Source organism: Mesorhizobium loti (genome assembly GCF_003148495.1).
Taxonomy (GTDB): Bacteria; Pseudomonadota; Alphaproteobacteria; order Rhizobiales; family Rhizobiaceae; genus Mesorhizobium; species Mesorhizobium loti.
Window position 1 is genome coordinate 149,020 of the sequence record NZ_QGGH01000008.1, and the last position, 22,189, is coordinate 171,208.

The 22,189-nt window shown below is 63.5% G+C and carries 18 protein-coding genes; 8 read left to right on the forward strand and 10 right to left on the reverse strand.

What is annotated here, in order from left to right; translation table 11 throughout:
- Positions 1 to 39 precede the first annotated feature (39 nt).
- The 3 genes from C8D77_RS25590 to C8D77_RS25600 all read left to right on the forward strand — a co-directional run bounded on the left by C8D77_RS25590 (position 40) and on the right by C8D77_RS25600 (position 3,314).
- A complete protein-coding gene (locus tag C8D77_RS25590) occupies positions 40 to 1,518 on the forward strand; it encodes a YcjX family GTP-binding protein (protein ID WP_109669253.1) in 1,479 nt (492 codons plus the stop codon).
- Positions 1,515 to 2,624 (forward strand): YcjF family protein, encoded by a 1,110-nt coding sequence (locus C8D77_RS25595; protein WP_109669255.1) that lies wholly within the window; start codon positions 1,515 to 1,517, stop codon positions 2,622 to 2,624. The genes C8D77_RS25590 and C8D77_RS25595 overlap by 4 nt, the downstream gene beginning before the upstream one ends.
- 135 nt (positions 2,625 to 2,759) lie before the next feature.
- Positions 2,760 to 3,314 (forward strand): hypothetical protein, encoded by a 555-nt coding sequence (locus C8D77_RS25600; RefSeq protein ID WP_109669258.1) that lies wholly within the window; start codon positions 2,760 to 2,762, stop codon positions 3,312 to 3,314.
- Between the two features lie 92 nt (positions 3,315 to 3,406).
- Here the strand turns inward: C8D77_RS25600 and C8D77_RS25605 are convergent, their stop codons facing one another.
- Positions 3,407 to 3,673 carry a hypothetical protein gene (locus C8D77_RS25605; RefSeq protein ID WP_056582264.1) on the reverse strand — a complete coding sequence of 89 codons (267 nt, stop codon included), beginning with the start codon at positions 3,671 to 3,673 and terminating at the stop codon, positions 3,407 to 3,409.
- A gap of 248 nt (positions 3,674 to 3,921) precedes the next feature.
- Between C8D77_RS25605 and C8D77_RS25610 the strand changes: the two genes are divergently transcribed.
- The gene (locus C8D77_RS25610) at positions 3,922 to 5,757 is read left to right on the forward strand and encodes a monovalent cation:proton antiporter-2 (CPA2) family protein (protein WP_109669260.1); all 1,836 of its coding nucleotides are present in this window, start codon (positions 3,922 to 3,924) and stop codon (positions 5,755 to 5,757) included.
- Between the two features lie 14 nt (positions 5,758 to 5,771).
- Positions 5,772 to 6,317, forward strand: a complete 546-nt coding sequence (locus C8D77_RS25615) for a DUF924 family protein (protein ID WP_109669263.1) — start codon at positions 5,772 to 5,774, stop codon at positions 6,315 to 6,317.
- A gap of 27 nt (positions 6,318 to 6,344) precedes the next feature.
- Here C8D77_RS25615 and folK read toward each other — a convergent pair whose 3' ends face one another.
- From folK to folP, 3 genes are read right to left on the reverse strand one after another with little or no spacing between them, the layout of a single operon-like run.
- Entirely contained in the window at positions 6,345 to 6,857 is a 513-nt protein-coding gene (gene folK / locus C8D77_RS25620; protein ID WP_109669265.1) for a 2-amino-4-hydroxy-6-hydroxymethyldihydropteridine diphosphokinase, read from the reverse strand.
- A complete protein-coding gene (folB, locus tag C8D77_RS25625; protein ID WP_056582260.1) occupies positions 6,841 to 7,200 on the reverse strand; it encodes a dihydroneopterin aldolase in 360 nt (119 codons plus the stop codon). The genes folK and folB overlap by 17 nt, the downstream gene beginning before the upstream one ends.
- 3 nt (positions 7,201 to 7,203) lie before the next feature.
- On the reverse strand, positions 7,204 to 8,055 hold the full coding sequence (gene folP / locus C8D77_RS25630) for a dihydropteroate synthase (protein WP_109669268.1): 852 nt from the start codon (positions 8,053 to 8,055) through the stop codon (positions 7,204 to 7,206).
- Between the two features lie 124 nt (positions 8,056 to 8,179).
- Here folP and C8D77_RS25635 point away from each other — a divergent pair, with 124 nt between their 5' ends.
- Positions 8,180 to 8,797 carry a DUF922 domain-containing Zn-dependent protease gene (locus C8D77_RS25635; RefSeq protein WP_164548866.1) on the forward strand — a complete coding sequence of 206 codons (618 nt, stop codon included), beginning with the start codon at positions 8,180 to 8,182 and terminating at the stop codon, positions 8,795 to 8,797.
- Positions 8,798 to 9,014: 217 nt separating this feature from the next.
- Positions 9,015 to 10,490: an MDR family MFS transporter gene (locus C8D77_RS25640; RefSeq protein WP_109669381.1), complete on the forward strand. Its 1,476-nt coding sequence runs from the start codon at positions 9,015 to 9,017 to the stop codon at positions 10,488 to 10,490.
- Positions 10,491 to 10,538: 48 nt separating this feature from the next.
- On the opposite strand, the gene C8D77_RS25645 is transcribed toward C8D77_RS25640, so the two are convergent.
- The 3 genes from C8D77_RS25645 to C8D77_RS25655 all read right to left on the reverse strand — a co-directional run bounded on the left by C8D77_RS25645 (position 10,539) and on the right by C8D77_RS25655 (position 12,457).
- A complete protein-coding gene (locus C8D77_RS25645; protein WP_109669274.1) occupies positions 10,539 to 11,573 on the reverse strand; it encodes an NAD(P)/FAD-dependent oxidoreductase in 1,035 nt (344 codons plus the stop codon).
- 83 nt (positions 11,574 to 11,656) lie between these two features.
- The gene (locus C8D77_RS25650; RefSeq protein ID WP_013531878.1) at positions 11,657 to 11,977 is read right to left on the reverse strand and encodes a 2Fe-2S iron-sulfur cluster-binding protein; all 321 of its coding nucleotides are present in this window, start codon (positions 11,975 to 11,977) and stop codon (positions 11,657 to 11,659) included.
- 111 nt (positions 11,978 to 12,088) lie between these two features.
- Complete coding sequence (locus C8D77_RS25655; protein WP_109669276.1) at positions 12,089 to 12,457, reverse strand: Hpt domain-containing protein; 369 nt, start codon at positions 12,455 to 12,457, stop codon at positions 12,089 to 12,091.
- A gap of 271 nt (positions 12,458 to 12,728) precedes the next feature.
- Here C8D77_RS25655 and C8D77_RS25660 point away from each other — a divergent pair, with 271 nt between their 5' ends.
- A complete protein-coding gene (locus C8D77_RS25660; RefSeq protein WP_109669279.1) occupies positions 12,729 to 19,124 on the forward strand; it encodes a kinesin in 6,396 nt (2,131 codons plus the stop codon).
- Positions 19,125 to 19,290: 166 nt separating this feature from the next.
- On the opposite strand, the gene C8D77_RS25665 is transcribed toward C8D77_RS25660, so the two are convergent.
- From C8D77_RS25665 to C8D77_RS25675, 3 genes are all read right to left on the reverse strand, one after another.
- Positions 19,291 to 19,899, reverse strand: a complete 609-nt coding sequence (locus C8D77_RS25665) for an ABC-type transport auxiliary lipoprotein family protein (protein ID WP_425453754.1) — start codon at positions 19,897 to 19,899, stop codon at positions 19,291 to 19,293.
- Between the two features lie 79 nt (positions 19,900 to 19,978).
- Entirely contained in the window at positions 19,979 to 21,352 is a 1,374-nt protein-coding gene (locus C8D77_RS25670; RefSeq protein WP_109669282.1) for an MlaD family protein, read from the reverse strand.
- Between the two features lie 14 nt (positions 21,353 to 21,366).
- Positions 21,367 to 22,188: an ABC transporter ATP-binding protein gene (locus tag C8D77_RS25675; RefSeq protein ID WP_109669284.1), complete on the reverse strand. Its 822-nt coding sequence runs from the start codon at positions 22,186 to 22,188 to the stop codon at positions 21,367 to 21,369.
- Between the last annotated feature and the right edge of the window lies 1 nt (position 22,189).

Here is a 22,189-nt window from a genome sequence, read left to right on the forward strand (position 1 = left end):
AGCCTATATCGGACGGACCGAAGTCCGAGAGAGCATATTTTGGCATCATCGCTGACCACCTTCACCGACGAAGCGAGGATTGCCCTCGACACGCTATCCGGCCGCGCCACCGGGCTTTTTTCCCCATCGCTGCGCCTCGGCGTGACCGGATTGTCGCGCGCCGGCAAGACGGTGTTCATATCAGCCCTTGTCCACAATTTGATCCATGGCGGGCGCCTGCCGCTGTTCGAGGCGCAGAAATCGGGGCGTATCGCCCGCGCCTTCCTCGAGCAGCAGCCGGACGACGCCGTGCCGCGCTTCCAGTACGAGGATCACATCGCCGCCCTGGTCAACGACCGTGCCTGGCCCGATTCGACGCGCGCCATTTCGGAACTGCGGCTGACCATCGAATATGAATCGGCCTCCGGCTGGAGTCGTATGTTTTCCTCAGGCAGACTGTCGGTCGATATCGTCGATTATCCCGGCGAATGGCTGCTCGATCTGCCGCTGCTCGGCAAATCCTTCGCCGACTTTTCGCATGAAGCCTTCGAAATGGCCGTTCTGCCGGTGCGCGAGGACCTGTCGCAGGCCTGGCGGGCGCTGTCGGCGGAGATCGACCCGAACGCCGACGCCGACGAGATGACGGCGCGCCGCCTGGCGGAGAGCTTCGCCGCCTATCTGAAAGCGTGCAAGCTCGACGAGCGGGCGCTTTCGACCTTGCCGCCCGGCCGCTTCCTGATGCCGGGCGATCTCGAAGGCTCGCCGGCACTGACCTTCGCGCCCCTGGTTGGGATTGGCGACAAGCGTCCGCGCCCAGGGTCGCTGCACGCCATGATGGACAGGCGCTACGAGGCCTACAAGACGCATGTCGTCAAACCCTTCTTCCGCGAACACATCACCCGCCTCGATCGCCAGATTGTGCTGATCGACGCCATGCAGGCGCTGAACGCCGGCCCCGGCGCCATGGCCGACCTGGAGCGCGCGGTGACCGAGATCCTCAGCTGTTTCCGTCCCGGCCGGGGCAGCTTCCTCACCGATCTGTTCTCGCGGCGCATCGACCGCATACTTGTTGCCGCGACCAAGGCCGACCATCTGCACCACGAAAGCCATGACCGTCTGCAGGCGATCGTGCGGCGGCTTGCCGACCGCGCCGTGGCACAGGCAAACTTCACCGGCGCCGATGTCGATGTGGTCGCCATGGCGGCGGTGCGTGCGACACGCGAAGGCACCGTCAAGCAGGGCCGGGACACGCTTCCCGTCATCATCGGGACGCCGATCGCCGGTGAGAAGATCAACGGCGAAACCTTTGACGGAAAGACAGAAACAGCCCTATTTCCCGGTGACTTACCGGAGAACATTGACGCGGTTTTCGATATTTCGGGAGCCGATCACAAGCAGGACTCCGCGGACCCGGCAATCCGCTTCGTCCGCTTCCGTCCCCCAAAGCTCGAACGCACGGCCGAAGGCGTTACGCTGTCGCTGCCGCATATCAGGCTCGACCGTGCCTTGCAGTTCCTGATCGGAGATCATCTGGCATGACCGCGCCCCGCAAGCCGGCGGCATTCCGCATCGAGCCGGAAGCCCCACCGAGACAAGAAGCGCCGGAGACGCGCCACGCCCAGGCCGGTACCCGTGCCCAGGCCGACACCCAGCGCAAACCCCGCGCGATGAAGACCGATGTCGCGACCGTCATACCGGCGGAAGTCGACGTCTTCGACGAACCTGAGATCTTCGCCGCCGAGCCGCCACCGACCATCGCCCCCAGGAAACGCTCGCTGCTCGGCAGCATCTTCTTCGGCGCCTTTGGCGTGCTGGTTTCGCTGGCTGTCGGCCTGTGGACCGATCAGCTCATACGCGACCTCTTTGCGCGCGCCGAATGGCTGGGCTGGCTGGCCGCGGGCATGGCCGCCATCGCCGTGCTGGCGCTTGTGGTGATCTTGATTCGCGAATTCCTGGCGATCGCCCGCCTCGCCGAAGTCGAAAAGCTGCAGAGGCGGGCGCTCGATGCGATCGCGCGTGACGATCCCAAGGCGGCGCGATCGGTCGTCGACGAATTGTCGGCCTTTGTCGCGGCCAAACCCGAGACCGCGGCCGGCCGGCGCGCGCTGGCCGAACTGCGCGGCGAAATCATCGACGGCGGCAATCTGGTGCGCCTGGCCGAAGCCGAAATCCTTGGACCACTCGATGCCAGCGCAAAGGTGATGATTCTCGAAGCTGCCAAACGCGTCTCACTGGTGACGGCGGTCAGTCCGCGCGCACTTGTCGATGTCGCCTATGTCGTGTTCGAGGCCGGGCGGCTCATCCGCCGCTTGTCGGAACTCTATGGCGGACGGCCGGGAACGCTGGGTTTCTTCCGCCTGGCGCGCAGCGTGCTGGCGCATCTGGCGGTCACCGGCTCGATCGCGGTCGGCGACAGTTTCGTCCAGCAGATCGTCGGCCACGGCCTGGCGGCGCGCCTTTCAGCCAAGCTTGGCGAGGGCGTCGTCAACGGCATGATGACGGCGCGCATCGGCATCGCGGCGATGGAGACGGCGCGCCCCCTGCCCTTCAGCGCCGCGAAGCGTCCCGGACTGGGCGATTTCCTCTCGGCGCTGACATCGTTTGCAACCAGGAAAGATGGTGAAACAACCCCGTCCGGCAAGTGAGCCGGGCTGGAGCGTTTGGACCTTCGGAATTGTTACCGGACTGCCTTGCGGCGGCCCCGTAGTGACGAAGCATTAACCAATCTTGTTCATGGTCAGACGGGTTCCAAACAGCCTCTTTGTTGCCGGGTGTCGTCGATGAAAAGCGTAATACTATCCAGCGTCCTGCCCCTGGCAACCGTGATCACAGCTCTCGTCGGCATTGCCGGAGCGGCGTCCGCGGCGGAACCGGACAAGCAATTCTTCCAGTCGGCCGAGGGCAAATGGATCGGTCCCGGCGAAATCGTCGCCGGCAAGTACAAGGGCACCAAGTTCAACTGCAGCTTCACCGGCTCGACGCCGGACGGCAAGGTCGGCATGTCGCTCGACGGCGGCTGCCGGGTCGGCATGTTCACCCAGCCGATGTCGGCCAAGATCGAGCGCAAGGGCCGCGAGGGCTACAAGGGCAGCTTCATGGGTGGCGCGACCGGTGCCGGCCTCGACATCATCGGCGGCAACGTCGTCGATCCCCACAAGGTGGTCTTCACCATAAACCGCAACCAGTTGCGCGGCGTCATGCAGGCCCGCATCCCCGACGACAATTCGATGACGGTGACCATTGCAGTGCGCGTCGACGACCAGTTGGTGCCGGTGATCGGCATGAGCCTGAAGCGCGTCGACGCCGTCGAAGTCGGCTCCATCGCGCCGAACTGAACAATCCAAAGAAAAAGGCGGCGACCCAATGGTCGCCGCCTCGTTTGAACCGGTAGAATCAGGCGCTTAGCCCTTGATCTCGAATCAGGGCGTTAGCCCTTGATCGCGGCCGTCACTTCGTCATACGCCTTGCAGGCATCGGCCAACGTCGTGGCGCCCTGATACTTGGTTGTCACCGCCTGGACCTTGGCGGTCAGATCAGCCGCCTTGGACGGGTCCTTGGTGATCGCCTCCTGCAGCGCGGCAGCCATGTCCTGCGCTTTCTTGGTCGCGATCTCCGCCGTGCACTCAGGCGCCTTCGAGCAAGCCGAACCGGCAAGCACCGCCAGGCCGACGGCAACAAACAAAAACTTCTTCATGTCAGTCATCTCCTCAAAAAGGGCGCGACTTGATCGTCGATCACCCTCCAATGGCCGAAGCCGAGCGTCCTTAGCCTTCGATTGTGGCAAGATGCAACGTATTCCCGGTGTCAACTTGTGTATCGCGCCTGCAACATCGCCAGCGATCCGGATTCGGGCTGTTCGATGCCCGCCGAAGCCCCTATCTTCGCCCCTTGGTCACATAAGCCCGAAATCGGAATCGGTCCTCAAACGAGCGGAATGGCGGCATGGCGGTAGCGGCATCGAGCAGCGATCTGGTTCAGGTGGTGGCGCTGCTTGCGGCCGGCGTCGTCGCCGTTCCGATCTTCAAGCGCATGGGCCTCGGCTCGATCCTCGGCTACCTGGCCGCCGGGGTTGTCATCGGCCCGTTTGGCCTCGGCGTCTTTTCCGAATCGGAAGCCATTCTTCATGTCGCCGAACTCGGCGTGGTGATGTTCCTGTTCATCATCGGATTGGAGATGCAGCCGTCGCGGCTGTGGGGCCTGCGCCGCGAGATCTTCGGCCTCGGCGCGCTGCAGGTCGGGGTCTGCGCGCTGCTGCTGACCGGTGTTGGCATGGCGGGAGGGTTTCCGATCGCGCAATCCTTCGTCGCCGGCGCCGGCTTCGTGCTCACCTCGACCGCGATCGTCATGCAGCTTCTCGAGGAACGCGGCGAAATCGCCGCACCAAAAGGCCAGCGCATCGTATCGGTCCTGCTGCTCGAGGATTTGGCCATCGTGCCGTTGCTGGCCCTGATCGCGTTCCTGGCGCCCGGCGGAGCCGACACCAGCCTGTCGGAGCGGCTGACCGAGGTCGGCATCGGCCTCGCCGCGATCGTCGGCCTGGTGGTGGCTGGCCGGTATCTGCTCAATCCGTTCTTCCGCATCCTGGCGGATGCCCGTGCTCGCGAGGTGATGACGGCGGCAGCACTTCTGGTCGTTCTCGGATCCGCGCTCGCCATGCAGCTCAGCGGCCTGTCGATGGCGATGGGCGCATTCCTGGCTGGCGTGCTGCTGTCCGAATCGACCTTCCGCCATCAGCTCGAAGCCGACATCGAACCTTTCCGCGGCATCCTGCTCGGCCTGTTCTTCCTTGCCGTCGGCATGTCGCTCGACCTGCATGTGGTCGCCGCGAACTGGCGGCTGATCGCCATCTATGTCGTCGCCTACATGGTGATGAAGGCGTTCGGCATCTACATCGTCGCCCGTATCCTGAAAACCGGCCATCGCGAAGCTTTGGAGCGCGCGGTCTTCATGGCGCAAGGCGGCGAATTTGCCTTTGTCCTTTACTCCGCGGCCGCAGCGGTCGGCATCATCGACGGCAACGCCAACGCGACGCTGACGGCGATCGTCATCATCTCCATGGTGCTGACGCCGCTGGCGATCATCGCTTTGCGCTATCTGACGCCGCGCGACGAGCAATCGCTCGACGGGGTCGACGTCGCCGACGGACTGACCGGAAGCGTGCTGATCATCGGTTTCGGCCGTTTCGGCCAGATCGCCAGCCAGCCGCTGCTGCTGCGCGGCATCGACGTCTCGATCATCGACAATGATGTCGAAATGATCCAGGCGGCGGCGGATTTCGGCTTCAAGGTCTATTATGGCGACGGCACACGGCTCGATATCCTGCATGCGGCCGGCGCCGGCCGGGCGCGCGCCGTGCTGATCTGCGTCGACAAGGCTGACGTGGCCGTTCGCATCGCGGAGCTCGTCAAGGCTGAGTTTCCCTTGCTCACCGTGCTGGCACGCGCTTTCGATCGTGGTACCGCGCTGCAGCTCATTCGCGCCGGCGTTGATTACCAACTGCGTGAAACCTTCGAATCCGCACTTGTTTTCGGCGGCTCGGCCCTGGAATCGCTGGGTGTCGATCCGGAAGACGTGGCTGAAACGATCGAAGACGTCAGACGCCGCGACACCAACCGCTTCGAAACCCAGCTCGCCGAAGGCATTCGCGCCGGACAGCGCTTCCTGAGAGGCAATATCGGCACGCCGATTCCCACACCGCTCTCCACGCCGCGCCGCCCCGGCCAGGCGCTCAACGAAGAGACCGCCGGGGTGCTGCACAAATCCGAACCCGCCGATTGAGCAAGGAATCAGGCATGGAATTGGACAGCAGAGCCCTGTCGGTCACCAAATTCTGGCGCGATGCCGGCGAGGACGCGTGGTTCGAGAAGAATGAGGCATTCGATGCCGACTTCCGCAATCGCTTTCTCGATCTGCACTACGCCGCCGCGCGGCGTGAATGCGACGGCTGGCTGGAGCATGCCGAAGGCTCGCTGGCGCTGATGATCCTGCTCGACCAGTTTCCGCGGAACTGCTTTCGCGGCACCGGCCACATGTACGCGACCGACCCGCTCGCCAGATATTTTGCCGCAAAGGCGATCGCGGCCGGCCATGATCTGGCGCTCGAGCAAGAAATCCGCGTCTTCCTCTATCTGCCGTACGAGCATTCGGAACTGCTTGCCGACCAGCACATATCGGTCGATCTGACCCAGACCAGGGCCGAACCCTACCTGAAGTATGCTGTCGAACATCGTGATATCATTCAGAATTTCGGTCGTTTTCCGCACCGAAACAAAATGCTTGGCCGCGAAACCACGCCGCAGGAGCAAACGTTCCTGGACGGAGGCGGATTCTCGGGCTGAAAGTTCGGCTGCCGCCTCATCCAGACGTCAGGCCAGCCACCAGTCCCGGCCGGACGACAAGCGCTCGATGCCGGACGTGTCGACGGCGACCAGCCGGTCCGTGATGCTGCGATCACCGACAACCAGGCCGGGCGCGATCTCGGCCAGCGGCGCCAGCACGAAGGCACGCTCCAGCATGCGCGGATGCGGCACCTCCAGGCCGGTCTCGTGGATGACGCGGTCGCCGAACACCAGAATGTCGATATCGATCAGCCGCGGCCCCCAGCGCTCCTCGCGCACCCGCTTCAGCTTGCGCTCGGCATCGAGGCAGAGGTCGAGCAAGGCGCGCGGTGCAAGCCCAGTGGAAATTTCGGCGGCGGCATTGAGAAAGTCCGGCTGATCGAGCTTGCCCCAGGGCGGCGTGCGATAGAGCGAGGACACGCCGGTGACACGCGTGTCCGCGTCGGCATCCAGCATGCGCAGCGCCGCGCCCATTGATTTCGCCGGGTCGCCAAGATTGCCGCCAAGGCTGAGATAGACCGTGCTATTCGGGCCAGACAACGGTCACCTCGACGTAATCGAGCACGCCGGGCACCGGGGCGTTGGGCTTGCGCACCGTGATCTCGGCTTTCTTGATCTGCGGAAAACGCGCCGTCAGCGCACGGGCCACTTCGAGCGCTAGGGACTCGATCAGGAAACGGCGCTGCCCGGTGATGATCTTTTCGATCACCGTGAACGCAATGCCATAGTTGACGGTGTCCTCGATGGAATCCTCGACAAGCGCCCGGCCGGGATCAACGGTGAGAGCGGCATCGACATAGAAGCGCTGGCCGAGCCGTTCCTCCTCGTCCAGCACGCCATGCCGGGCAAAGAAAGCGCAGTTCTTCATGCGGATGACATACATCGCTCAGTTTCTCGCCCGGTCGGTTTGACGCGCCAGCATAGCATCTGCGAGCGCCAATGCGTCCACGTTGAATGCGACATCGTGGACGCGAAACAGATCGGCGCCATTGAGCCGCAAGATGACGCTGGTCGCCGCTGTTCCGACACCTCTGTCAGCCGCATCGCGGCCTGTGACCGTGCCGATGAAGCGTTTTCGCGACGTACCGGCCATCAGCGGCAAGCCGAGCGTATGCAGCTCCGAAAAGCGAGCCATCAGGTCGAGATTTTCCTCCGCCGTCTCCTTGGCGAAGCCGAACCCGGGATCGAGCACGATATGATCATCGGCAACGCCGTTCTGGCGGGCGATTTCGAGCGATTTACGCAGGAACGTCAGCTGATCGGCAATCACGTCCGGCAGCTTCTGGCGATCTCGCCCGGTATGCATGATGACAAGCCCGGCGCCGGTATCGGCGGCGATACGCGCAATGCCGGGTTCGCGCTGCAAACCCCAGACATCATTGACGATATGCGCACCGGCAGCTACCGCAAGCCGCGCCGTCTCGGCACGATAGGTGTCGACCGAAACCAGCACCTCGCTCACGCCCGCCAGCGCTTCGATCACCGGCAGGATGCGGGCCTGTTCCTGGCTGGCCGATACCGCGGCAGCACCTGGGCGGGTCGATTCCCCGCCGACATCGACGACCAGCGCCCCTTCCCCGATCATGCGCCGTGCCTGGACCAGCGCTTTTTCAGGGGCGTCGAACAAACCGCCGTCGGAAAAGCTGTCGGGCGTGACATTGAGGATGCCGACGACCACGGCCTTGCCGCCAAGGTCGAGATGGCGTCCATGCGCCAACTGCCATCGCCTAGCCGTCATTGCTCATCAACCATGGAGTTCATCAACCATGTGTGATCCCTGGCGGATCAATTCCGTTGCGTCGGCAACGGCCGTAAAGCAAGGTGGTCGAAGAGGCAACATGATGAAGCGATCCATGCTTGGCATGAAACAATCCTTGGCTTGCGCGCTGCTGCTCGCCGTGACCCCGCTCCCGGCGGGTGCGGCCAATCTCGTCAAGACGTACAGCTATTTCGCCATTGGCGGCAGCACGCTCGAGGACATCGAGGCACAGCTTTCCAAACGCGGGCCGGAGGTGAAAAGCACGGGCATGCGGCACCCCGGCGCCACCCAGATGGCCTTCACCACCCGCATCAGCTATGCGCAGACATCGAGCTCCTGCCGGATCGCCGACGCTGTGGTGACCGTCAAGGTGAAGGTGATCCTTCCCGAGTGGCGCCGCCCGCGCAAGGCCGATGCCGATGTCAGGCTGTTCTGGGATACGCTGTCCGCCGACATCAAGCGCCACGAGGAGCGCCATGTGGAGATCGCCAAGAACCATGGCCGCGAACTCGAAGAGGCCCTGAAAGCCACCTACCCGCAAAAGAACTGCGATGCCGCCAAGGCCAAGGCCGCCGCAATCACCGCGGCTGTCCTGGCCAGCCACGACCGGGCCCAGCTCCAGTTCGACCGTGTCGAAAGCGTCAATTTCGAAAGCCGCATCCTGAGGCTTCTGCGCTACCGGATGGAGCGCATCGGGAACGGCCAGCTGCCGCCGGCCTGAATCCTGCCGAGGCGTTGAATGGCGGCGCAGGCCAATTGCGCTGAAGCTTAGTGCCAGCTTCGAAAAATTTTCGAGCACCGGTCGAAATCGGCCTATACGGGACGACATATGTCGGGTTCGCCAGGGCGACCTTCGAAAGATCAATGCGGCTAACGCGGTCAACACGCTGGAACGGCCGGATGGCGCCGGCCAGCCGCAAGCATACGGATGAATGGACATGGACCAGGCTGTCGATAGTCAGACGGTGGTGAAGGCCGACGCGCCTCTCAGCGAAAGCGAAAAGAACGCCATCATCGGTGGCGTACTCCTGTCGATGCTTCTGGCCGCTCTTGACCAGACCATCGTCGCGCCGGCGATGCCGACCATGGCGCGCCTGCTCGGCCATGCCGAATATCTGCCGTGGATCGTGACCGGTTACCTATTGACCGCCACCGCGATGGCGCCGCTCTATGGCAAGATATCGGACGTTTATGGGCGCCGGCCAACGATTTACGCGGCAATCCTCATCTTCCTTGCCGGATCCCTGGTCAGCGCCATGGCGCCTAACATGCTGGTCCTGATCGTCGGCCGTGCGATCCAGGGCGCCGGTGGCGGCGGCCTGTTTGCGCTGGCGCAGACCGTGATCGGTGACCTCGTGCCGCCGCGCGAGCGCGCGCGTTACTCGGCCTGGATTGCGGGAACCTGGGCGGTCGCCAGCATCGCAGGCCCGCTTTTGGGCGGCACCTTCGCCGAGCATCTGCACTGGTCACTGATCTTCTGGATCAACATCCCGCTTGGTCTCGTCGCCATGGCCATCATCAACAAGCCATTGAGAAAGCTGCCGATCGCGGCAAAACACCATCGCATCGATGGGCTCGGCGCGCTGCTGCTTGTCGCGGCCACCGCCTTGCTGTTGCTGGCGTTGAACTGGGGTGGCAGCGAATATCCGTGGCTGTCACGCGAGATCTTCGGGCTGCTCGCCTGTTCGGCGGTCATCTGGAGCGCCTTTGCGTTGCGGCTGCTGCGCGCGGCCGAACCGCTGATCTCGCTCGAAGTGCTTGGCAACCCCATCGTCCTTGCCGGCACGTTGTCGTTGTTCCTGCTGCAGGCCGCCAATATCGGGCTCGCGGTCTACCTGCCGGTCTACTTGCAGTCCATCCTCGGGCTTTCGGCCAGTGAATCGGGAACCGCCATGCTTGGGCTCATGCTCGGCACCGTTGCGGGCGCGACATTCAGCGGCCGCACGATTGCCCGGGTCGTTCACTACAAGCGGATCGCGATGGTAGGGGTGACCTTCGCCATCCTGTGCCTCGGCATACTCAGCCTGGTGGCGGGGCATGCTTCGCTGCTGATCGTCGAGATCCTGACGACCTGCATCGGCTTGGGCAGCGGCACGACATTTCCGGTCGCCACCGTGTCGGTTCAGAATGCCGTCGACCAGGCCCATCTCGGTGTCGCCACCGGCGTACTGACCTTCCTTCGCTCTTTGGGCAGCGCGCTTGGCGTCGCCATCCTTGGTGCGGTCGCGCTCGGCTACGGCCTGCCGCTTGCTGGAGAAGGCACCCAGGCGGCCAGCACCGCCGTCGAGGCCCTGGCATTCGTGATGATCTTCTTCACCGCGGCAGCGATGCTGGTCATGGCGCTCGTCGCGCTGGTGCTGATGCCGGAAAAGCCGCTGCGCGGCCATCCCGAGGCTCCGGTGCTGGCTGACTGACAAAAGACGTGAAGCGCGTCGGCTGCATTTGATTCAAAGCGACGCGTTTCAGGAAGCTTCCACCACGCCGAGCTTCTTCTGCAGGCTGGTCGAGGAGGTCGTATACTGGAAGACGATACGCTCGCCGGGGCTGATGACGCGCTTGGCGGCCTGCGCCATCAGCGCCACCTCGTGGAAGCCCGATAGGATCAGCTTCAGCTTGCCCGGATACCAGTTGATGTCGCCGACCGCGAAAATGCCTGGCACCGATGTCTGGAACTTCTCGGTATCGACCGGAATGAGGTTCTCGTGAAGATTGAGGCCCCATTCTGCGATCGGGCCGAGCTTCATGGTCAGGCCGAAGAACGGCAGCATGCGCGTGCAAGGCACCTCGACATCGCCGTCCGGCCCCTTGATGGTGGCCGATGACAGCTGGCCGTCGGCGCCGGTCAATCCGGTCACTTGCCCGACTTGGAAATGCAGCTGCTTCATCTCCTGCATGGCATACATCTTGTTGACGCTGTCGGGCGCCGCGCGGAATTCGGGCCGCCGGTGCACCAGCGTCACGCTCCTTGCCACCGGCTGCAGGTTGAGCGTCCAGTCGAGCGCCGAGTCGCCGCCGCCGACAATGACAAGGTCGTGGCCGCGAAAATCCTCCATCCTGCGCACCGAATAGAAGACACTCTTGCCTTCATAGGGCTCGATGCCCGGGATCGGCGGACGCTTGGGCTGGAAGGAGCCGCCGCCGGCGGCAATCACCACCACCTTGGCCTCGAACACCTCATTCTCGTCGGTGGTGACGCGAAAACTGCCGTCCTCCAGCTTTTCCAGGCTGGAAACCATGCGGTTGTAGGTGAAATCGGGTTTGAACGGCGCGATCTGCTCGAGCAGTTTGTCGACCAACCCCTGCGCCGAGATCGAAGGCCAGCCTGGAATGTCGTAGATCGGCTTTTCCGGATAGAGTTCCGCGCATTGGCCGCCTGGCCGGTCGAGAATGTCGATCAGGTGGCACTTCATGTCGAACAGGCCGAGTTCGAACACGGCGAAGAGGCCGACAGGCCCTGCCCCGACAATAAGCACGTCTGTCTTGGTGATGTCGGTCATGCGATGCGCCTCGCTGTGTGTTGTCGAGACACTGCATGAGCAATCCGCCGCTGCCAAGCAGCAGCCGGCAAAAAACCGGTGTCTCAGCCCTGGCGGGCGGGCACCCGCACGACCAGACCGTCGAGCGCGTCGCGCACCTTGATCTGGCACGACAGCCGTGAGTTCGGCTGGACGTCGTAGGCGAAGTCCAGCATGTCCTCTTCCATCGCTTCCGGCTCGCCGACTTCAGCCGTCCATGCTTCGTCGACATAGACGTGACAGGTGGCGCAGGCGCAGGCGCCGCCGCATTCCGCCTCGATCCCGGGAACGGCGTTGCGGATCGCGTTCTCCATGACCGTCGAGCCGTTCTCGGCGTCCATGTCGAAATGTGTGCCGTCATGGGCGATGAAAGTCAGCTTGGTCATTTGTCACCTGAAGGGAGTCTCAGCCGAGATAATCACTCCGGCGAGCAAGTCAACTGCCGCGCGAAAGCGTCGCTCCGTGACGTTTTTCCGCAAACCGGGTTTGGCGTGGGATCAGCGATTGATGGCGGCGATGAAATCGCGCACTTCGTCGATCAGCGTGCCGAGCCGTCTGAGCGTCTGGTTGTCTTCCGGCTGGTGCTCGATCTCGGTGGCGCAATCGGCGATGGCAAAGGCACCGACACCCCGTGCCGAACCCTTCAGCCCATGCGCCAGCAGAAGCCGGTCCTTGATGTCGGCATCGAGTATTTTGTCGCGCACCGACAGCGCCTGTTGTACAAACAGCGCCAGCACCTCTTGCTCGAGGCTGCGGTCGCCCATCGTCTGGCGGGCAAGGTGTGCCAAATCGACCGGCCGTGACCGCCTTGGTCCGGATACGTCGCCCCCGGGCATTGAGAAGGCAATGCCGCTTTCGCCACGCATGAACTCGAACTCCGTTTCTTCGATCGCCCAAAAACCTAGGCGAATCCAATGGACAACGGGTTAATGAATGGCCCGGAAAAATGTTGCCAAAACGGCGCCCAAATCACGGTTGCGTTAACCTTATATTTAAAGTTTTACGTATCTCGCGGAATGCATGTTTTCTTTACCCCCCTGTGTCATTACGATACGAGGGGTCCATTTTCAGCCTCCTGCGCGTGGTACGACAAACAGAATTATAAGCCCGCGGCAGCTAGTACAGGGTAGCGAAGGCATGGCAAAGAAACCAACGACGACGAGAACTCTCGACAGCGAAGTGGCCAGGGAACTGGAAAAGGCGCTCGATCTCGACCTCAGCAATGATGTCGGCAGCGGCGACCTCGACATCGCGGCATCGATGGAGGATCTGGAAGCGCAGATATCCCAGGCCGCCGACGAGCTGGCGCGCGAGGGACGCAATCAGAAACCAGAGTCCGTGGTCAATCAGAGCCAAGTCCAGAACCAGGCCGCAAAACCCGCGCCAAAGGCCAAGCCTGCCGAGTTGCGCCCCGTGGAAACACGCAATGGCGCCCAGCCCGCGGGTTTCGCGCCGGCCAATGACGATCGCCAGAAGGACTACAAGACGCTCCTGCACAGCCTCAACAGGCGTGCCTCGAACACCATTTACTGGGTCGTTGCCTTCGTTTCGCTCGCCTGGTTCGCCGGCGCCGGTGGCTTGGCCAACCTCCTTTTCGGACCGAGCATCTGGAGAATCCGCACGCTCGACCAGTTCCTTGCCCGTCCGGAGCTGATCGGCCTGGCGGTCGCGGCGATCGTGCCCGTCATCCTGTTCTGGGCCTTCGCGGCAATGATTCGCCGGGCCCAGGAAATGCGCATCGCCGCCCAGTCGATGACCGAAGTGGCTTTCCGCCTGACCGAGCCGGAAAACCTTGCCCAGGATCGCGTCATGATGATCGGCCAAGCCGTTCGTCGCGAGGTTGCAGCCATGGGCGAAGGCATCGAACGCACGCTTGCCCGTGCCGTCGAGTTGGAAACTCTGGTCCACAGCGAAGTCAACCAGATCGAACGCTCCTATTCCGAGAATGAATCCCGCATCCGTTCGCTGGTCGATGGGCTTGGCAGCGAGCGCGAAGCCGTCGTCACTCATGCCGAGCGCGTCCGCGCTTCGATCACCGGTGCGCACGAGACACTGAAGGATGAGATCGGGGCCGCCTCCGACATCATCCGCGACTCGATCCTCAATGCGTCGACCAAATTGTCGATGACGATCACCAATTCCGGCGACACGCTCATCGACCGCATCAACGAAAGCTCGATGTCGATCTTCGATTCGGTGGAAGGCCGGCTCGATTCGATCACCGACCGGCTGTCAACCTCGGGTGAGGCTTTCGCCAGCCTTCTCGACACCCGCATTGCCAAGCTGACGGACACCACGGACGGCCTGACACGGTCGTTGACCGATCTGCTCGACGATCGCACCACCGGCATGGTGTCCCTGCTTGGCGGCGCGGCGCGCACCCTCAATTCCGAATTCGAGGCCAGCCTCAACGGCATCGAGCGGACGCTCGCCGAACGCGGCCAGGCGCTGATCAGCGAATTCCAGACCCGCGCCGAGGCGCTGGACACCGGAACGCAGAAGCTCAATGCGGCACTCGAGGCCCGCGCCCGCCAGATCAACGAGACGCTGGTCGAGCGCGCCCGCGAAATCGCCCACACCTTTGCCGAGAGCAAGGACACGCTGTCGGCGATGATCGATCAGGGCAAGACCCAGATCGGCGCCGACATGGCCGACATCGTCACCTCGACCTCCTCCATGCTCGAAGCCCGCGCCAGCGACTTCGCCGGACGCATGGAAGCCGCCCGTCACGTCGTATCGCGTTCGTTCGACAGCGACATCCAGCGGCTCGCCGACGCCCGCGTCGGCATCGAGGAAGCTGTCGAGAACCACAGCAGAAAACTGTCCGAAAGCCGCGAGCGCATGGCTGAGGCCATGCAGGCCGATCTGGCGAAGTTCGCCGAGGGCCGCGCCGGCATCGATGCGGCGGTGACCAACCAGGTGCAGAAGCTGGCCGAAGGCCGCAGCCTGATCTCGCGCGCCCTCGAAGAAGACCTGCGCAAGGTCAATGAATCGCGGGCTGCCATCGATGCATCGCTCGGCAGCCATCTCGAAAGGCTGGAAGAAGGCCGCAACAGGCTCTCCACGGCCCTGAACGAAGACTCCGGGAAACTGGTGCAAGCTCGTACGATCATTGATGAAATGGTCGCCGGGCATGTCGGAAAGCTCGCCGAGGGCCGCAACATTCTGTCGCGCGCCCTGGAAGCCGATCTCGGCAAACTGTCCGACAGCCGCGCCGGCATCGACGGTCTGGTCGCCGGTCAGGTCGAGAAGATCGCCGAGGGCCGCGCCGTGCTCGCCAAGGCGTTGGAAAACGATATCATCGGCATCAAGAGCCTCATCGAAACCCATTCCGCCAAACTGGCGGAGGACCGCACGCAGCTTTCCCATTCGCTCGACAACGATCTGTCCGGCATACGCGGCCTGATCGAAGGCCATTCGGGACGGCTGGCCGAGGACCGCAGCCTGCTGTCGCAGACCCTTGAAGCCGACCTTGCCAAGCTCGCCGAAAGCCGTTCCAGCATCGACGGTCTGGTCGCCGGTCAGGTCGAGAAACTGGCCGAGGGCCGCGACATTCTCAAGCGCGCGCTGGAATCCGACCTGAACACGATCAAGGGCGTTATATCAAGCCAGTCGGACAAGCTGGCCGAGGATCGCGGGCAGCTTTCGCGGGTCTTGGAAACCGACCTGCAGAACGTGAACAGCGTCATCGCCGATCACATGAACAAGCTGGTTCAGGATCGCTCCGCCCTGTCCAAGGCCCTTGAGGATGACCTCGCCAAGCTCGCCGACAGCCGCTCCAGCATCGACGGGCTGGTCGCCGGTCAGGTCGAGAAGCTGTCCGAGGGCCGAGATATCCTGCGGCGCGCTCTGGAAGCCGACCTCAACGCGATCAAGGGCACCATTGCCGACCAGTCGCAGAAACTGGTCGATGACCGGGCACAGTTCGCCCGGGCGCTCGAGGCTGATCTCGAAAGCGTCAACGGCTTGGTCAACAGCCATTCCGAACGGCTCGTCCAGGATCGTTCAACGCTGTCGAAAGCGCTCGAGGCCGACCTCGAAAACGTCAACGGTCTGATCAACAGCCATTCCGAACGGCTCGCACAGGATCGTTCGACCCTGTCGAGGTCACTTGAGGCCGACCTCGAAAACGTCGGCGGCCTTGTCAACAGCCACGCGGAAAGGCTTGTCCAGGAACGTTCGACCCTGTCGAAGGCGCTCGAGGACGATCTCGCCAAGCTGGCCGAAAGCCGCTCCAGCATCGACGGCCTGGTCGCCGGCCAGGTCGAGAAACTCGCCGAAGGCCGCGACGTTCTCAAGCGCGCGCTGGAAGCCGATCTGGCCAAGTTGGCCGAAAGCCGCTCCAGCATCGACGGTTTGGTCGCCGGTCAGGTGGAGAAACTAGCCGAGGGCCGCGACATTCTCAAACGCGCCCTCGAAGCTGACCTGCAGAAGCTGACCGAAAGCCGCAGCGATATAGACGACGTCATTGCCGGACATGTCGGCAAGCTGTCCGAAGGTCGCAATATGCTGACCCGCGCGCTGGAAGACGATCTCGGCAAGCTCGCCGAGTCCCGCAGGGACGTCGACCGCTCGCTGTCGGGCCATATCGATCAGATCGCCGCCAGGAGCACCGATATCTCCGCGGCAATCGCCGGGGATGTCGAAAAGATCGAGCAGGCCTTCAGCCGTCAGACCGGCATCATCGAGGAACGCGCCGGCACCATGGAGCGTGCGCTTTCGACAGGTGTCGACAACGTCCGCGCCGTGCTCGAGAAGAGCGCCGTGTTTGTCGCCGGCGCCCTGCGCGAAAAGGTGCTGGAAGTCACCAGCACGCTACATGAGCAGGCCGGTGCGGCGTTCAGTGACGCCGACCGCAAGATCGCCGAGCGCGCCGAGCAGACCTCTGCCGCCTTGCTGGCGCGGGCCGAGGACATCGCCCGCACCTTCGAGGACGCCGATCGTCGACTGCACGCCCGTGCGGAAGATACGTCGAACGCCTTGCTTGCCCGCGCAGACGACACGTCCAGCTCGCTGCTGGCCCGTGCCCATGAAACCGCTGATCAGCTGGCTGCTCGCGCAAGTCAGATCGCCGGCACCTTCGAAGCGGCGGACCAGAAGCTCGCCGCCCGCGCCCAGGAAACCGCCGATCAGCTGACCGCCCGGGCTCAGGACACCGCCGACCATCTGGCAGCTCGTGCAAGCGAGATTGCCGGCACGTTCGATGCCGCCGACCAGAAGCTAGTCGCCCGCGCCATCGAGACGGCCCAGTCGCTGGCCGCGCGCGCCGGCGACATCCTGCGCAACTTCGAAGGCGCCGACCAGCGGCTCGGCATGCGCATCGGCGAATCGGCCGAAGCGCTTGCCGCGCGTGCATCGGACCTCGGTCGCATCTTCGATGCCGCCGACCAGCATTTGGTCTCGCGCATCGCCGAAGGTTCGGAAGCGCTGTCGAGCCGTGCCTCGGAAATCGGCCGCATCTTCGACGACGCGGATCAGCGTCTGATGTCGCGCATCGCCAACAGCACCACCACGATCGGCGAGCATGCCGAGACCATCGTCGGCGCCTTCGCCGATACCGAGCAAAGGGTCGCCGAACGTGCTAGGCGGACCGGCCAGGAAATGGCCGTGCATGCCCGCGAAATCGAGCAGGCGCTTGCCGGCGCCGACGAGCGGCTCGCATCGAGCGCGGCAGCCGCCGCCGCCCGTGTCGAAGAGCAGATCTCAGGCGTCGAGAACCGCCTCGCCTTCACGGCCGAGACGATGGGCCAGAAGCTCAACGAGCAGGTGTCGAATGCCGAGGCGCAACTCGTCTCGCGCGCCAATGTCATCGCGGAGACCTTCACCGCGGTTGGCCAGCATATCGGCCAGAGCACCAACGATGCCGCCAAGACGATCGGCGCCAACACCCGTGAACTCAACACCATGCTCGCGGCACGTTCGGCCGAAATGTCGAAGATCCTCGACGAAACCGCACGGCCTTTGGTCGAGCGCTTCGCCCAGGGCGGTTCGGAACTGCAAAAGAGCATGGAAGAGGTCACCGAACGCGCCACCGAGAAGCTGCGCAGCGAGAATGCCGCACTTGTCGACGCTCTCGCCAGCCGCACCGCCGAAACCTTGTCGGCGGTCGAAGGCGCTCGCTCGTCGCTGTCCGACAGCGTCGCTGATCTCATCGGCCGCATGACCAAGTCCAGCTCGCAGCTCGGTCAGCTGATCGAGCAGGCCGCGGTCAATCTCGGCCAGGTCGATGAGCGCCTGAGCGGCAGCACGCAAAGCTTCGCCGCCACCACCGAGAAGGCTGCGCAGACCTTTGCCAGCTCGGCACGTCTGGTCGATTCGAACACCACAAGGCTGACGGAACTGTCGTCGTCCACCTTGCGCGAGGTCGCGTCGATCGCCACCAAGTTCGACGAGCACAGCCGCCTGCTGTCCAGCGCTTCGGACCTGTTGAGCTCTGCCCAGAGCAACCTCGAGCACACGCTCGAAAGGCAGTCGTCGCTCGAAGACCTCGCCGTCGGCCTGGTCAAGAAGTCGGAAGATCTCGAAAGGGTCATGCGTTCGTTCGAAAATCTCGTCGGCCAGACGCTGCAGAACGCCGAAGGCAAGACGATGGAGTCGGCCGACAAGATCCGCATCGCCATCACCGACGTCGTAGATTCGGCCACCAAGCGCTTCGCCGATGCGACCGAGGAGATGCGACGCACCGCGGGCTCGATCAAGAGCGAGCTCGACCTGACCCGCGCCGAGCTCAAGAAGGGCGTCATCGAGATGCCGGAAGAGGCAAAGGAATCGACCTCGGCCATCCGCCGCGCCGTTTCCGAGCAGATCAACGCCCTGAAGGAGCTTTCTGACATCGTTGCGAAGTCCGGCCGCGGCGGCGATGGGTCCGAGCCACGCAATCTGCGTCCCGCGCCGCAAGCGCCGGCCCCACGCGCCGCCGAGCCGCCGCGTCGCGCACCGGCTCCGCAGCCGGAGCTGCGCACGCCTCAGGCGCCCTTGGGCGGCCCTGCATTGCGCGGCACGCTCGATCTTGAGCGTCCGGCCGAGACGGCACCGCGCCAGCGTCCAGACACCAACGCCCGCACGCCTCAGGGCGGCTGGGTGCGCGATCTGCTCACTGCGGCGTCGAATGACGAGGACCTGAGGTCGGTAACACCGTCGGCACCTGCGGAAGCACCGCGCGCGGCTCCTGCCCAGCGCTCGCCCCTGCATGTCGTGGAATCGCTGAACTCGCTCTCCGTCGATATCGCACGAGCCATCGACCACGATGCTTCGATTGAGTTGTGGAACCGCTACCGGCGCGGCGAGCGTGACGTGTTCACAAGGCGGCTCTACACGCTGAAGGGCCAGCAGACGTTCGACGAGATCCGTCGCAAGTATCAGGCGGAGGCCGATTTCCGCGCCGCCGTCGACCGCTACTGCGACGATTTCGAGAAGCTGCTCAAGGATGTCTCGCGCAATGACCGCGACAACATCATGGCGCAGACCTACCTGACCTCGGATACCGGCAAGGTCTACACCATGCTGGCCCACGCCAGCGGCCGTCTGCATTGATCAGCCGATAGGGCAACAAACGAAAGGCGGGAAATTTCCCGCCTTTTTCATTTCGACCGATTTGGCTGTTGGCGCGCCTGCGGCGCCGCGTCCCTTGCAGTAGCACTGTCAGAAGTGCTGTGCGATCAAACTTTTACAGTGCTGTGCGATCAAACTTTTACGGAAATCAGATGACCGAATCCGTCCAGCGCACGATCTGCTTTGCGGCATCACCGAACGCATTGTCGAGTGCGCTGACATAGGCAGGATTGCCGCTGCCCGAAACCGGTGCGGATGCGGTGAAGCTCTTGGAGGCACGCACCTCGCCATTGCGGTCGTTGAGGATGCGGACGAACAGATCGACTTCGGCATGCTCGCCGCCGTCGACACGAACCTCGAAGGATCGGACCTCGACGATCACCTGATAGTCAATCGCCAGGCCCTCGCCCGGCTTGCCGACGCCGGCAAAGCTGCCCGAACGCTGGAACGTCTCGGCGAGCCGTGCCTGCACGATCAGCGGCAGCCGGTCGGCCCATTGCGCGCCCTTGAGATACTGGATCGAGCGATCCGACGGCTTGATGACGATGTTCTGGCTGTCCAGCGCCTTGAGCGCCGACGGCTGCGCGATCAGGATCTGGCGGCGGCTGTGGCCATGTGCCTCGACCGTAGGCGCCGACAGCTCGAACGTATCGAGCGGCGCGGGCTTGCCGCCCAACGCCGCGCAGCCGGCTAGCGTCAGGGCAAGCAGTGCCGCAGCCGATGACAAGCCGCCCGTTTTCACCCACACAGACTTCACGCGCGATCCCCGTTGTCCCCGGATCGTAAGATCGACCCGCTTTCGCGGCTCATGTTCTTGGGGCTCGCCGACGCCGAAGTCAACGCCGCGCCCTGCCATCGAACTGCCGAACCTCGCCATCGCCACCCGAAAGGATGCGCTGCGGATTGCGGCTGAGATCGGTCACCGCCTCCTCGATGCGGCTGATCGAACGGCGACTGTCCTGCACCAGTGCCTCGACATTCGAGAGCCCCTGGCCCGAGAAGCGCGCCAGATTGTCGGTGATGACGCCAAGGCGGGCATTCAACGTGTCGGCAACCTGCTTGAACGACTTCAGCGTCGCCCTGGCATCCGCCATCACGCCATCCGCCTGCCCGGAACCGAGCAAGTGGTCGACCCGGGCGAGGATGCCATCGACACGCACCGAGGCGTCGTTGAGCCGCTGAGCCAGTTGCTTTGCGTCCTTGATCGTTTGGTCGATGTCGTCGCCCCGGCTGGCGAACTTGTGGGTCACCTCCGCGATGTCGGCGGCGGCCTTGTCGGCGCTCTCACTGGCCTTTTGGATGTTGGCGAGCGCTGTGCGCACCTGCGCCGGATCGATGCCGTCGAGCACGCCGTCGACCTTGGCCAGCGTGCCTTGCGTCTGCTTGGCGAAATCGTTGACGGACCCAACCGCAGTATCGACATTCTTGATCACGCCGTCGAGCTGTTTCGAAGTCTCCTTGAGGTTCCCAGTCACCGTGTCGACATTGGCGACAATGCTCTTGATCTTGTCCTTGTCGACGGCATTGAGAAGGCCTTCGGCTGCCTTCAGCGTGCCATCGAGCTTTCCGGAAACGCCTTTCAGCTCATCCGCCAGCGTGCTGGCGGCGGACAGGAACTTGTCGATGCCGTCCGAATTCTTGGCCAGCGCATCCGAGAAGGTCTGCACGTTCTGCACGGTCTGCGTCAGCGGCCCGCGAACGTCCTTGGTGAAGCCTTCGAGTTCCGTCAGCACCTTGTCGGCGCGGGTAAAAATGTTCTGCGCCGTTTGCAACAAATTGGTCACCGCTGACGGGTTGGCGACGATCTCGGCGACCTTGCCTTCCTTTTCCGCCTGGTCGAGGAGCTTTACTTCCTTGGGATCGGCGCCCTTGAGTTCGATGTTGGCCTGCCCGGTCAGGCCGGCAAGCCCGATATCGGCCTGCGTCGACTTGGTGATCGGCGTCAGGCGGTCGATCTCGGTGTCGGCGATGGCAACCGTCGGATTGTCGACGTCGATATAGACACGCTTGACGTCGCCAACCTTGACGCCATTGAACAGCACGAAACTACCGCGGCCGAGCCCGGAGGCCGAGCCCGGAATGCGCACGCGCAGCAACGTCGTCTCGCCCTTGTCGCCGATCGCCGCCGTCCAGTAGACGAAGGCGAACGCCGCCAGGATCGCAGCCAGCGTGAAAATGCCGACAATGACGTAGTTGGCTCTGGTTTCCATTGTCCCACTTATGGCTATGCGCGCGCCGCAAGATCAAGTTGCCGGGCGCGTTTTCCGCGGAAATAGGACTTTACCCACGGTTCCTCGCTCTTCAGCATGTCGTCGATGGTGCCTTCGACGAGCACTTTCTTGTTGCCAAGTACGGCCACCCGGTCGCAAGCGGTGAAAAGCGTGTCGAGATCATGCGTCACCATGTAGACGGTCAGGTCCATCGTATCGCGCAGCTTGACCACCAGTTCGTCGAATTCCGCCGCGCTGATCGGATCCAGACCCGACGTCGGCTCGTCGAGGAAGACGATGTCGGGGTCGAGCGCGAGCGCCCGCGCCAGTGCGGCGCGCTTGATCATGCCGCCGGACAGTTCGGACGGGAATTTCTGCGCCGCATCGGGCGGCAGCCCGACCAACTCGATCTTGAGCAATGCCAGTTCGTCCATCAGCTTTCGCGGCAGGTCGAGGTATTCGCGCATCGGCACCTGGACATTCTCCAGCACTGTCAGCGCCGAAAATAGGGCACCGTGCTGGAACAACACGCCAAGCCGCATGTCGATGCGCAGGCGCTCGATGTCACTCGCCTTCTCGACATCGACACCGAACAGCTTGATCGTGCCCGACTGCTTGCGCGTCAGGCCGAGAATGGTGCGCAGCAGAACCGACTTGCCGGCACCCGAGGCGCCAACAAAGCCAAGGATCTCGCCGCGCCTTATGTCGAGTGACAGCTTGTCCAGGATGAGCTTGTCGGCGAAGGACACGCTGATGTCGTGCGCGGAAAGCACGATGTCGCCCTCGCCCGCATCGTTCGCCAGTGTATCAGCCCTTCTCCTGCCTCGCAGCTTCATC